Here is a 12,654-nt window from a genome sequence, read left to right on the forward strand (position 1 = left end):
ACATTATGAAACTGGTCACGGTAGGGACCAGTTTTAAAAATCAAAGGTGTAAGCAAATGGGACGAGAAACCAAAATTCGGTTTCTCGTCCCATTTGCTTATACAGAGGCTAGTTATGTCACAGCTTCTTTAGTATCTCCGCACAATTATTGTCAAAACGTGCGCCAAAAGTCAGCGGGCTCCGCTTGACCCGAACCCGGTGACCATTCAAATAAGTTAATCATTTATTCATCAAAAAATAAACGCTTAATTAACAATTAAACGCTTGTTCAAAAATGCCGGGGGCCTTACAATTGAGCTATGTTAATCAACGAAAGGGGGCACTAGGATGGCAACGATTCACCTGTACTTAGTTCGACACGGCCAAACGGAACTAAACGCCGCTGGACGGCTGCAGGGCATTTACGATTCAAAATTGACCCGCAACGGGGTGCGTTCCGCCCAACGGTTAGCACGAATGTTAGCGGACGTGCACTTTGACGCTGCTTACACTAGTGACCTCGGCCGAGCCCAACAGACTACCCGCATCATTACGGCCCTGCACCCGGAACTAAAAAAGCCGACGATTGACGTCGGCTTACGTGAATTTAACTTTGGTGGCCTAGAAGGCACGAAAAACTTGTGGGTGGTCAACCAAGTGCGCAAACAACTCGGCGTTGGCACCTTCGTCAAACTGATCCTCAGTCGGGAACGCTTCGCCACCCTACTCTGGATGTTTAACGCCCTCGACCAGACCCGCGGTGCGGAAACGTTAGTGGGGGTGACCGACCGCATTAGCCGGGCCCTTCGCCGCATCTGCCTATTCGAATCACAGGATGGTCACGATAAAAATATCCTGATTGTTTCCCACGGACTAGTTTTAAGCGCATTTCTTTACCAAATTAGTCCGCGAGAGCTCCCCACCCGGTTACTGAAAAATACCAGTGTCAGCCGCGTTAACTACGACGACCGTCAATTCGACCTGATTGACATTAACGTTACGCCAACGCGTCGGGCTTAGCGGTTTCTAAACATTGCGTTGTTTGGGTACACGTCCGGAATTGAAGCCGGGCTTGAATGCCGAAGAACGCTTTTATTTTGCGCTGCAGTTCCTGTCCGGTCGCGTGAACGGCGTCACTCTCGGCACCCGGTTCACCGATAACCACCAAAACCCGACTACTCTTAGCGTTCAAATTGGGCACCAATTCAGTCGCCTCAGTGTCAGTCAGAAACAGGCGTTCCTGGGTCACCTGAACCCGGGCAGTTGGGACGTTTAACGCGGCCATGTCCCACGCCCGTATCCCCACCGGATGCCGGTGGGCAATCAGTTGGATCAGATCCGCCAACGCACTTTGCGGTTGGGCCACCGCAATCCCTTGCACCGTTAATTGTTTTTCAATTGCCGGGTTAAGTTCGCGATTATCCAAGTTAGTCATCGATAGTACGGCTAAGGCCGTCGTCCGCTTAGCCGGTAAAATTTCAATTTTCACAGTTTTCACTTCCTAAAAGACACTTACCACGTCAGCAAGTTAGCTTTGATAACTGCCACCTAAATCAGGCCGTGGTTGGTCAACAGTTGCCCGTCGCGATTCTACTCGCTGGACAACCCTCCCCTTTAAGTGTGCCAAATTTAACGTAAAAGTCAATTCCTGGTGCCATTAACCGGCTAAAACTTAATAATTAAAAAGCGTTGTCCGAACCACCGTGAAGCGGTTACCGGACAACGTTTTAGTTTGTTTATTAAGCTAACGGGTGCTGTTGAAAGTATTCGTCTAAAAACTTTGCTAACCCGTCGTTATAGTTGGTCTCGGTCACAAAGTTGGCAATGGATTTTACTTGGGGCAAGGCGTTTCCCATGGCAACCGATAAGTCGGCTTCAGCCATCATCCCCACGTCGTTTAAACCGTCACCAAACACAAAGGTGTGCGCGGCGTCAACGTGCTGTTCCCGTTGAATTTGTTTAACCGCCGTCCCCTTATCCGTGTTAAGGGGAATCATCTCAATGTTATTGGGGTTAGAAGAAGATAATCGTAACAGCTTACTACTGGTCAATTTTTCGCGCGCCGAGTCTAACCGGGACATATCTTCACGGCTTAAAATTACTCCGTTAGTGATCTGATCCTCAATTTTGGCTAACTGCGTGAAACTCTTAACCTCTTCGTAACCAATTGACATTTCCCCGGTGTCAAAATTAGCGGCGTTGCGGGCCACGAAGCGTGGAATCTGTTCCGTGTAGTACGCCATTTCTGGTGTAAATAGCATCATCGGTAAATTGTCCCGCCGAGCAACCAAGTAGGCTAATTCAACGGCGGCACCACCGAGTTTGGTAATTTCACGCCCCTGTGCACCGTCAAAAACGGCCCCGTTAGAAGTGACTAACCGCACTTCCGAATTAATTTTGTTGCGGACGACCTTAGCTAGTTCGTACATCCGCCCCGTTGCTATGTAGAACATCACGTCCCGTTGTTGTAACCGTTCAATGGTTGCTTTCGTTCGTTTTGAAACGTATTGATGGTCCGTTAACAAGGTCCCATCAATATCCATAAAGACTAGATATTTTGGCATGTCTAACCCTCCCACATTTTTACACTTACAATTGTACGCTATTCCGGCTCAGAATGGAAATCGCTTTCAAAAATGCGCCTCACCACGCATTTTGCATCTGCTAAAGATTCTTAAGTCAATCAGGCTCACCCAACGACCCATCACTGGGCCAAACGTTTGATAATAAATGTTTTCCGAAAGTGATTGACAGGAACGCTTTGAACGTTTAAATTAGAAAACAATTAACATTTAATGATAAAAGTGATGAGCAGTCCAGTAGCGTACCGGTAACGGTTTTAGCGAGTCTGAGATGGTGAAAGCAGATCCCGTGATGGCAAACGTGAATATCAACTGTGAACGGGGCGCGTGAAGTCAGTAGCGCGCCCTGGCCCGCACCCATTAACGTGCGCCGGATCGGTTTTACGGTCCGCTTGAGGTCAAGTTCAGTGCAACTTGATAAATTACCGGTGGTAACGCGCGCTACACGCCCGGCAGGTTTCGACCTGCCGGGCCTTTTTTCATTATGATTAATAAATTAGTTCAAAGGAAGGTCATACATATGCATTTTACAGTTCTCGGCGCAGGCGCCATGGGGTTACGCTACGGCGTCCTCCTTCAAGAAGCGGGTAACCAAGTTGACTTTGTAGAAACGTGGACCCCGAACCTCGAAAAAATTCACCAACAGGGGGGCGTTTACGTCTCCCGCGATCACCAGAACCGTCACCTGGTTCCCGTCACCGTGGTCACCCCGGAAGACTATCACGGTGATCCGGATGTGTGGGTAGTATTTACCAAACAAATGCAGCTTGCCGACTTTTTAAGCCGGACCGCACACGCTTTTAACGACCACCAGTACGTTTTGACGTGCATGAACGGCATGGGCCACGTTGAAAAGTTGCTCAACTACTTTCAGCCAGAAAAGTTACTCGCGGGAACCGCGCTGGTTGCGACCGTTTTAAACGGTCCCGGCGACGTTGATTTCATCGGGGCCCGGGGTGCTGGGACCATGAATTTAGCCAATTACACCGAACAACCCGACGACATGACCCACAAAATCGTAACGGAACTTAAAAAGTGCCAGTTTAATCCTAATTTAACGACGAATTTTCGGGGAACCCTCTTAGCTAAAGTTGTCTTTAATTCCGTCGTCAACACCCTGTGCACCCTGTTTGAAATTACGATGGGGGAATTTGCCGCCTATCCCGGTGCGGACGACCTCAGCCGGCAACTGATCGACGAGGCCTACGACGTTTGCGAACGTGACGGTGTCACCATGTTAAATACCCGTGAAGAAGAACTTGCTTCGGTCAACTACGTCAGTCAAGTCGCCAATCCCTTACACTACCCGTCCATGTACCAGGATATGTCGCATAACCGGCCAACCGAAGTCGACTACATTAACGGTTACCTTGTGCGCTTGGGACAAAAATACCACTACGACGCTAAAACCCACGCGTTTTTGACCCACTTGGTCCATTTAGCCGAAACGACCCGTCAAGCAGCGGCCAGCTCGACTTCAACAGTCACGCAAAAACAAGCTGAAGCTTAAAGCCACCACCCCTTTCTAAGTAAAATCAGGTACAATGGATGGATAGAACTGTTACTTAGGGAGGGATCACACGATGCAGATCAGTCGGGAATTCAAAGGGATCTTTTTAGCGAGTGTCAGTGCCACTTTTTGGGGTGTTTCCGGGGCCATTGCCCAAACCCTATTTGACACCACCGATATTAATTCAATTTGGCTAACCGGTATTCGAATGCTGGGTGCCGGGTTAGGCCTCCTGGTTATTAGCCTGGTGACCCAGGTAGATCTATGGTCAATTTGGCGCCACCCACGGGACCTATTTCAGATTGCCGCGTACACGTTGCTCGGTTTAATGCCCGTCCAGTTCACTTACTTCCTGGCCGTTGAAGCCAGTAACGCGGCCACGGCCACCATTTTACAGTTTATGGGACCAGTCTTCATCGCCCTCTGGATGGTCCTGGCTCACCGCCAATTTCCAACGCGCGCGGAGGGGCTGGCTATTTTCTGCGCCCTGTTAGGTTCCTTTCTACTGGTGACGCATGGAAACCCGGGAACCCTGGTTATTTCCGTTTGGGCGCTAATTTGGGGACTCCTATCCGGGGTCACGTCGGCCACGAATACCCTGATGCCCACGCAACTGCTAACCCGCTACAGTCCGATGACCGTCAACACTTGGTCGATGCTTCTTGGGGGAATCCTCTTTAACTGCGTACAACCCGTTTGGAGCATCCACATCCCGCTGACCGCTTTAAACATCAGTAAGTTAAGTTTCGTTGTACTCTTTGGAACCCTCCTAGCCTTTCTGTTTTTCCTGCAAAGTTTGCAATATATTCGGCCCACGGTGGTCAGCTTACTAGACGCGTTTGAGCCGTTATCCGCCACCGTAATTGCCGTTCTCTTACTCGGCGTTAGCTTCGGCTGGTTGGACATTCTTGGTAGCATCCTGATCATTAGCACGGTCTTTATCTTAGCCATCGGTCAGGCGCCAAACGACCGCAGCGCGGAAAACTTTAAGGCCCGTAAAACGGCTAAGTCCAAACAATGATCCTTAATCGTTTAGCTCATATTAAAAGGGACCAGCAATTTTCACTCTGGAAATTGCAGGTCCCTTTCGACGTTCATAAATGCGTAACATTCTCAGTTTGAGGGTGATTAATAACCCCGAGTCAAGTCGACCTGATTACGCGCCAAGGTGCCGTCCTTCACGTACTGGGCAAAATTGGCCGCAAAAATGGCAAAGACCGTTGCCCGAAAATGATCAATTTGGCCTGAAATATGGGGCGTGATCAAAACGTCATCCCGCTGCCAGAGTGGGTCACTCGGCGCTAACGGTTCCGGTTCAGTTACGTCTAACGCGGCCATACTCAGTTGGTGCCGGTCCAACGCCGCAACTAAGTCCGGGGTACTGACCGCGGGCCCCCGGCCAATGTTGATCAACATCGGACTCCGGGTCGTTTTGGCAAATAAGTCGGCGTTAAACAGGTGGTGCGTTGTTGGTGTCAGCGGCAACGCGTTAACGATAAAATCAGCTTGGGCTAACGCTTGGTCAGTATCATGCAGCGCCACGGTATCGTCAAAGTTAGTTGCCGGGTGACCACTAGTATTAACCCCCACGATTCGCATACCAAGGGCGGTTGCCTTTTTAGCGATTGATTGGCCGATTTGCCCCGTACCAAAAATTAGTAACTGTTTGTCGGTCAAGGTCGTCGTGCGAACCGGTAGTGCCCACTGCTTAGCACCGGTCTGGTTCACCCAGGCCGCGTGGTACCCCCGAACGACCGTTAACATGGCCGCCAGCACACTTTCGCCGATTGCGTCGGCGTGAATGCCACTCGTATTTGTGACCAGAACGTGCGCCTGGGCCAACGCTTTTAACGGTAAATAGTCTACACCGGCTGAAATGACTTGTAGCCACTTTAACCGGCTCGTTGGTCGCGCTAGTAGTTGGTTTAACACGGGGTGGTTTCCAAACATCACTTCGACCTGATCATAGTCGGCCGGCGTTAACTCCGCAACCGTTTTAAACTGCCACTCCGGATACTGTGCTTTGATTGTCGCCAGCTGTGCTGGCTTAGTTGCTTGAACCATTAATGCAATTGGCATTCTGAAACCCCATTTCTGATTACTTTAACGACGTTTAATTAAGCCTTAATAACTTTATCGTACACCGCTCCGTACAAAAAATGGGCTGAGAGTTTAACCTCCTCAACCCACTCTTCATTTAACTAATTGTCTTCATCAGTGGTCGTCGTACCGTTACCGGTAGTCCCACCAGTCGTTTGGTTCGTTGTGGCCCCGGTCCCAGTTGTACTATTGCCGGTACCAGTTGAACTGCTAGAATGACTGCTATAATGCGTCGTACTTGAGCTAGAAGCGGCCGAACTCGTTTGTGTGTCGTTCCCACCGTTGCCGTAGTAAGTTGGCGTTGAACTACTGTTATCATACGTTGATGACGAACTCTCTTCGGAGCTAGAGTATTCGGATGATGAACTGGATGATTCCGGTTCACTGTAGCTAGAACTGCTGGAACTGTAACTAGACGACGATGACGACGAACTAGCCGCTTTCGCTAATTTCTTACGGTCAGCCTTCAATTGTCGGTAGTCATTAGCCGCCAGCTGTGACTTCGTCCGGTACGTCTTTAAGTTAGACAATACCGTGTCAACCTGACTAGACGGCGTCGTGGACTTCAACTTTCCCTTCTTGTTATAAAGTTTCTTGAAGGCGGCGTGGTAGCGGGTAACCTTCTTAACGGTTTTACCAGTCGTGGCAAATAATTTGTCATACTTTTTGGCAAAGTAAGTCTTAGAACTCGTTAAGCCGGCCGTCTTAATACTTTGACGGTCCTTCGTAATCGTTGCGGACGTCACGTTAACGTTGATCAAGTTGGCCGTATTCCGTAACTTCTGGTAACGCGTCCGGACTTTCAGCATTTGCGCAGCGTAATCGTGCTGCTTTTGTAACGAATCCTTCTCACTTGAATCCTTCATGTTATCGATGCTGGATTGTAATTGTTGAAGCTGGTCCGTTGAAGCACTCGTCCGTAAGTCGCGTTGCGCACTCGACGTGTAGATTGCCCGCACGATGGTTTCCGCATTCGACTTGGCATCCGCTTGTGTGGACTTAGCCCGGTTCCACATAAAAAGCGCCCCCGCAGCCGCAATCAACAAAATGACGACCCCGGTACCCATGAGTTTCCAACTATAGTGGCCAGAACGTCCCGGTTTTTGGTGGGGATTACCACCCGCGGGTTGTTTTTTCTTTAAATGCGGATTTTCTTCCGGAGCGTCATCCGCTTCGTCCTCGAACTGGTCGGCGTGCCGTGCGACCCGTGACATCGCTGCTGCACTGTGACTAGCCGGTTCACGCCCACCGTTAGGCTGTTGATCCCCGTAGAGTTCCTCCCGGGATAGTGGTAACTCCGGTTGGTCCTCGTCGTCTTCGGTAGCGTGCACCGCAATGGTTGGTTGCTGTGAAGCCGCGGACCTGGGCGTTGTTGACACCGTAGAATTAGGCGCCGTAGTTGAGCGTCCCGCCTGCGCGGCAGTAGCCGTGGATTCCGCTGATTGGCCGTGTGCTTCGGCCCGTGAACGGCTCAGCCTTGAAGGGGCCGGTGCCACGGCCGAAGTCGGTTGATCCGGGATTTCAATCGTATTCCGATCATGTTCCGGCTTAGCCTTGGCCGCGGACGCTGGCGCGGCGGATTTGGCCGCCGCACTCGCCGTAGTTGGTGCCTGTGACTTTGCCGCCCGTTTTGACCGGTGCGACGCGGCCTGTGAACTGGCTTGCGACTTTGCCGGTGCGGTTGACTTCGCCGACTTAGCGGTAGCCGCCTCTGATGCAGCCGCCACGGACGACTCGGTGCTTGCCGCGGATTTAGCCGGTTGGTCAGCCGAACTATCCGCCGAATCCTTTAGGTCGTATGCTAAAGGAATTTGTTCATTACTTTGATCATCATTATCATCTGGCAACGGCTCCGTAATCGAGTCCCACAACCGCTTGCCAAAATGCGCTTTCTTTTCCTTTTTTGACAAATTAACCGCTCCTCGCCAATTGTAAGTTTCACTAGAATTTTCTGGTTAAGCGCCGTCAATCTTTAAAGTACTATCCGGTAAAATAACCATTATTAACTAAATTATAGCATGGAATCCGCCACTGAGAAACCACTGGTTAAGCGGTTTTCCGATTATTACGACCCGTGCTTAAATTCCACCTAAAACTCTGTTATAATCGGCTTATCCAGACATTGAAAGCGAGGAGTTTACATGGCCACTGCCAAAGTTATTTTTGCAACCATCACCGGCAACAACGAAGACGTTGCCGACATCATTATTGAAAAATTAGAAGCACTCGGCGTTGACGTCACTAAAGAAGAAATTTCACAGGCGGACGCCGCGGAATTAAAAAACTTTGATATCAATATCATCGTTCCTTACACCTACGACGAAGGAGCCCTTCCCGAAGAAGGACTGGACTTTTATGACGACCTACAAGACGTTGATCTGAGCGGCAAAATCTATGGCTGCGCCGGTTCCGGCGATACCTTTTACGAAGACGATTACTGTCGAGCCGTGACCGATTTCAGCAATGCCCTCAAAAAGGCCGGTGCCACGCAGGGTGCTAAGGACGTTTTCGTTAACCTCGCTCCCGAAGCTGACGATGTTAAGCACTTAGACGCGTTTGCGGAACAAATCGTAGCGGCCCAGGCCAACGCCTAAACCGTAGTCATTCGTTAAACGTGAAAAGCTGGTCACGATTTCAATTTTAGAAATCGTGACCAGCTTTTCACGTTTACGCTACTTAATATCCGGCCACCCGGACAACTTACTTTTTCGCGCGGTGGCTGAGTACCCGCTGTCGAAAATAATTATAAATAACTTCAACCACAAAGAATAGCGCCGCAATCCCGATGATATCCATCACGTACATCCATAAGTGATAACCGGTTTTTCCGATCCACCAATCGTACGGACCCTGGATCAAGAAGAAATAGATTGCCAGAATACGTAAAATGTAGCGGGTATGACGCCAAATCGATTTCCACTTCATTACTTTACGCCCCTTCTACCGTTGATAACGTTTGTAACGCCTGCTTTAGCTGATTAACGGGCAGCTGTTCGGGTTCTCCGACCCGACCGACCCGGCCAAAGGCTAAGACTGAGCCGGTTAATTGACCGCAAACACTATTAAAGCGCCCCAGAGCACCGGTAACCGTCGCAATTAACGGAATTTCTAACTGCTGACGCGCTGTTGCGGTGGCGGTCATTAATTTTAAAACGGCCCGGGCATCCTGACCATCAATCGTCATTCGCGCGATGTCCGCACCGGCTGCCGCCATTGCCGCGTACGTTGCGACTAACTCCGACTCACTGGTGGTCACCGATAACGTCCGGCTCAGTAGAAGCCGCACGCCGTTCGCGCGCATTTGCTTAGCCAGTGTGACGTAATCAATTTGGTTTACCAGGGTAAAATCGATGTCAATTGCGGCGACCGCCCGATTATTAACGAGGGTCAAACAAGTCTGGTAATATTCGGCCGGTGTGACGGCAGCTTGGTCCGTTTGAAAATCCGCAATGACCGGAATCGTCCCTAGAACTTGTTGTAGTTGGGACGCCGTGTTAATCAGTTCAGCGCGATTATCCAGTTCTTGATACGCTGACAGCCGCCAAACAACGACCTGTGCCGTCGAAGTCAGGACCTGCGCCGCCTGCCCCAACAACGTTTGCCGGTCGGCACCGGTTAGTACAACGCCAATTTTAGGCATCCCCGCTGATAATGTGACCGTTCCAATTGTGACTGTTTTCAAAATCATTCCCGCTTTCGTCTCAGTTTAACACGTGCCGTCCCCTAATAGATGTACCGCGTTACCAGTTGTTCGTTATTCTATTTAACAATAGCAAACTTTCCCCATTTTAACATCTAATATTCATCTTTTACAGCGAAATTTAAAGCGCTTTTAACATTGAAAAAATAAAGTTGTCACCGCTTCCATTTCCGATTTACAATTAAGTGTGTTTAAACTAAAAAAAGGGGTTAGCTTATGAAAACAGAAAAGCAGCTGCGTTGGTCCAACATCGCATTAATTGCGTTTGTGGCCGTCTGGGGCTTGGGTAACGTTGTTAACAACTTTGCGTTACAAGGTCTGTCAGTGGTCACCTCTTGGATCTTGATCATGATTATTTACTTTATTCCCTACACACTGATTGTTGGTCAGTTGGGATCAACTTTTAAGGATGCCGAGGGGGGCGTGTCTTCTTGGATTCGCGCAACCAGTACGAAGCGCTTAGCCTACTACGCCGCTTGGACGTACTGGATCGTTCACGTCCCCTACTTAGCACAAAAGCCGCAGGGAATTCTAATTGCCTTTAGTTGGCTATTCCGGGGTAACGGTAACTTCATCAATACCGAACCCGCGCTCGTTGTTCAAGCCATTTGTTTAGTGCTATTTTTATTCTTCCTATGGATTGCTTCATTAGGCTTAACAACGCTTAAACGGATTGGGAGCGTTGCCGGGACCGGGATGTTCATTATGTCGATCCTGTTCATTATCTTAGCCGTTTCCGCACCATTGATGACTAAAGCAACGGTTCAAACCCCGGATATGCTCTCCATTAAATCGTACATTCCCAAGTTTGACTTTGCCTACTTCACGACCGTTTCAATGTTAGTGTTTGCGGTCGGTGGTTCTGAAAAAATTTCACCGTATGTTAACAAAACCAAAAATCCCGGCCGTGAGTTTCCACTGGGCATGTTAGTCTTAGCTGGGATGGTTGCCGTCTGCGCGTTACTGGGGTCCTTCGCAATGGGCATTCTATTTGATGCTAAGCACATTCCGGCCGACCTCATGGCTAACGGGGCCTACTACGCTTTCCAACGTTTAGGCGCCTTCTACCACGTTGGTAACTTATTTATGGTCCTATACGCCATTGCTAACGTTTTGGCTCAGGTTTCCGCGCTGGCCTTCTCGATTGACGCCCCACTTAAGATTTTGCTAGGTGACGCCGACCCCGAATTTATTCCTAAGAAACTTAGCAAAATGAATAAAAAAGACGTTCCGGTCAACGGCTACATTATGACGGGTATTTTAGTTAGTATCCTAATTATCATTCCCGCACTGGGAATTGGTAACATGAACGAATTGTTTAACTGGTTACTAAACTTAAACTCCGTTGTTATGCCGATGCGCTACCTATGGGTCTTCTTAGCCTACATTTTGTTAAACCAGCACTTAAAGGAATTCAAGAGCGAATATAAATTCTTGAAGAACCCGCTTAGTGGTAAAATCGTGGGCGCTTGGTGTTTCTTCTTCACCGCTTTTGCATGTATTCTCGGGATGGTTCCTAAAACGTCGTTAGCTTCCAACCCAAGCGGCTGGTGGTTCCAATTGGCGTTAAACATTATCACCCCGATCGTATTCGTTGCGCTCGGTATGATCTTGCCGTTAATTGCACGGCGTAACCGGGCCAAGGCCTAATTTACCTTCAACCTTATCTTGAAGCTGTACGCTTATCCGTACGGCTTTTTATTATACCTTTATAAATTTGCAACCCGTTATTTAACACTTTAAATAAATTTTGCGTTATTATCTTATATGAAAATCAATTGATAGCAATCACAAAATTGACATTGTTTTGATTAATAACAATTTCTCACAAAGGAGGTTAACTGATGGCATCGACGACACCCGTATTTGATGATTTTCTCAGGGATTACGCGACGGTGTTACGTTACATGAACGAACACATAACGGCTCCCCTCAACGAATACCACCTCACCTTTGATACCTTTTTAATTATGCACGAGATTGGTACGAGTCACGAACCGTTATTACTGATGGACATTGCCAATGATCACCACGTGTCTCGGAGTGCAATTTCCCGTCAAATTAGTATTTTATTAAAGTACGACTACGTTTACCAAGTTTCAAATCCCCACGATCGCCGGCAAAAAAGCTTACTCTTGACCGACCGTGGGAAAGAAATTGATCAGACCCTTATTACCGTTATCCAAAAAATATTCAGCCAGTGGACGCGCCAACTTGGCAAACGGCGAATCAATAGCTTACTCAGCCTATTAGGTGACTTCACACAACAAATTGTCACCCCGTCTTATGATCAGCCGACCGATCCCCACGAGAATGCGTAGCGTCCCACTTAACTAAACTGTTCAGCAAGGACTTCCACAACGTCTGTAGGCGTTGTGGAAGTCCTTTTGTGGCAATCTGATAGTTTGTTCTCTTTTGTTCTCCTGACCGTTCTCAACCGCTAATTAATGCTAAAAAACACCTCTCAGCTGTCGCTGAAGGGTGCGCCCTAATCGTCTTAAGCAATCTTTTAAAGCCGTTTAGCAGATTTGAACTGCTGACCTCTTCCTTACCATGGAAACGCTCTACCTCCTGAGCTAAAACGGCAAAATTAATCCTATTCAGTATACCAAAAGTTTTAGTGGCTTTCAAAGCCCGCCCAAACCACTTTTACCGCATAAAAAAAGGAACCAGCCGCAGCTGATTCCTAACTTTGCATGGCAACGTCCTACCCTCGCAGGGAGCGATCCCCCAACTACTCTCGGCGCTAAGAAGCTTAACTTCTGTGTTCGACATGGGAACAG

Annotated in this window: 13 protein-coding genes, 1 tRNA gene and 1 rRNA gene; 7 read left to right on the forward strand and 8 right to left on the reverse strand. The window is 48.8% G+C overall.

The window, feature by feature from the left end; genetic code table 11:
- Both D1831_RS14680 and D1831_RS12775 read left to right on the forward strand, forming a co-directional pair.
- On the forward strand, positions 1-188 hold a 188-nt coding region (locus tag D1831_RS14680), incomplete at its 5' end, for a hypothetical protein (protein WP_148096378.1).
- A gap of 139 nt (positions 189-327) precedes the next feature.
- Entirely contained in the window at positions 328-999 is a 672-nt protein-coding gene (locus D1831_RS12775) for a histidine phosphatase family protein (RefSeq protein ID WP_125073266.1), read from the forward strand.
- On the opposite strand, the gene D1831_RS12780 is transcribed toward D1831_RS12775, so the two are convergent.
- Both D1831_RS12780 and D1831_RS12785 read right to left on the reverse strand, forming a co-directional pair.
- The gene (locus tag D1831_RS12780; RefSeq protein WP_125073267.1) at positions 977-1,468 is read right to left on the reverse strand and encodes a hypothetical protein; all 492 of its coding nucleotides are present in this window, start codon (positions 1,466-1,468) and stop codon (positions 977-979) included. The genes D1831_RS12775 and D1831_RS12780 overlap by 23 nt on opposite strands.
- 250 nt (positions 1,469-1,718) lie before the next feature.
- Complete coding sequence (locus tag D1831_RS12785) at positions 1,719-2,543, reverse strand: HAD family hydrolase (RefSeq protein ID WP_125073268.1); 825 nt, start codon at positions 2,541-2,543, stop codon at positions 1,719-1,721.
- A 538-nt stretch (positions 2,544-3,081) separates the two neighbouring features.
- Between D1831_RS12785 and D1831_RS12790 the strand changes: the two genes are divergently transcribed.
- Both D1831_RS12790 and D1831_RS12795 read left to right on the forward strand, forming a co-directional pair.
- Positions 3,082-4,071 carry a ketopantoate reductase family protein gene (locus D1831_RS12790; protein WP_125073269.1) on the forward strand — a complete coding sequence of 330 codons (990 nt, stop codon included), beginning with the start codon at positions 3,082-3,084 and terminating at the stop codon, positions 4,069-4,071.
- 73 nt (positions 4,072-4,144) lie between these two features.
- Positions 4,145-5,092, forward strand: coding sequence for a DMT family transporter (locus D1831_RS12795; protein WP_125073270.1), 948 nt, complete (start codon positions 4,145-4,147; stop codon positions 5,090-5,092).
- 107 nt (positions 5,093-5,199) lie between these two features.
- Here D1831_RS12795 and D1831_RS12800 read toward each other — a convergent pair whose 3' ends face one another.
- Entirely contained in the window at positions 5,200-6,150 is a 951-nt protein-coding gene (locus D1831_RS12800; protein WP_125073271.1) for a phosphoglycerate dehydrogenase, read from the reverse strand.
- 122 nt (positions 6,151-6,272) lie between these two features.
- Positions 6,273-8,081 (reverse strand): hypothetical protein, encoded by a 1,809-nt coding sequence (locus D1831_RS12805; protein WP_125073272.1) that lies wholly within the window; start codon positions 8,079-8,081, stop codon positions 6,273-6,275.
- 231 nt (positions 8,082-8,312) lie between these two features.
- Here D1831_RS12805 and D1831_RS12810 point away from each other — a divergent pair, with 231 nt between their 5' ends.
- Positions 8,313-8,765: a flavodoxin gene (locus D1831_RS12810; RefSeq protein ID WP_125073273.1), complete on the forward strand. Its 453-nt coding sequence runs from the start codon at positions 8,313-8,315 to the stop codon at positions 8,763-8,765.
- Positions 8,766-8,871: 106 nt separating this feature from the next.
- Here the strand turns inward: D1831_RS12810 and D1831_RS12815 are convergent, their stop codons facing one another.
- A complete protein-coding gene (locus D1831_RS12815) occupies positions 8,872-9,096 on the reverse strand; it encodes a hypothetical protein (RefSeq protein ID WP_125073274.1) in 225 nt (74 codons plus the stop codon).
- Between the two features lie 4 nt (positions 9,097-9,100).
- The gene (locus tag D1831_RS12820; RefSeq protein ID WP_225422893.1) at positions 9,101-9,859 is read right to left on the reverse strand and encodes a type I 3-dehydroquinate dehydratase; all 759 of its coding nucleotides are present in this window, start codon (positions 9,857-9,859) and stop codon (positions 9,101-9,103) included.
- Positions 9,860-10,087: 228 nt separating this feature from the next.
- Here D1831_RS12820 and D1831_RS12825 point away from each other — a divergent pair, with 228 nt between their 5' ends.
- Together D1831_RS12825 and D1831_RS12830 are read left to right on the forward strand one after the other, a co-directional pair.
- Complete coding sequence (locus tag D1831_RS12825) at positions 10,088-11,521, forward strand: amino acid permease (protein ID WP_125073276.1); 1,434 nt, start codon at positions 10,088-10,090, stop codon at positions 11,519-11,521.
- A 194-nt stretch (positions 11,522-11,715) separates the two neighbouring features.
- A complete protein-coding gene (locus tag D1831_RS12830) occupies positions 11,716-12,192 on the forward strand; it encodes a MarR family winged helix-turn-helix transcriptional regulator (protein WP_125073277.1) in 477 nt (158 codons plus the stop codon).
- Between the two features lie 192 nt (positions 12,193-12,384).
- On the opposite strand, the gene D1831_RS12835 is transcribed toward D1831_RS12830, so the two are convergent.
- Both D1831_RS12835 and rrf read right to left on the reverse strand, forming a co-directional pair.
- Positions 12,385-12,457: transfer RNA gene (locus D1831_RS12835), tRNA-Thr, on the reverse strand.
- 108 nt (positions 12,458-12,565) lie between these two features.
- Positions 12,566-12,654, reverse strand: a 5S ribosomal RNA gene (rrf, locus tag D1831_RS12840); the annotation flags it as partial.

It is taken from the genome of Lactiplantibacillus garii, assembly GCF_003885105.1.
Classification (GTDB): domain Bacteria; phylum Bacillota; class Bacilli; order Lactobacillales; family Lactobacillaceae; genus Lactiplantibacillus; species Lactiplantibacillus garii.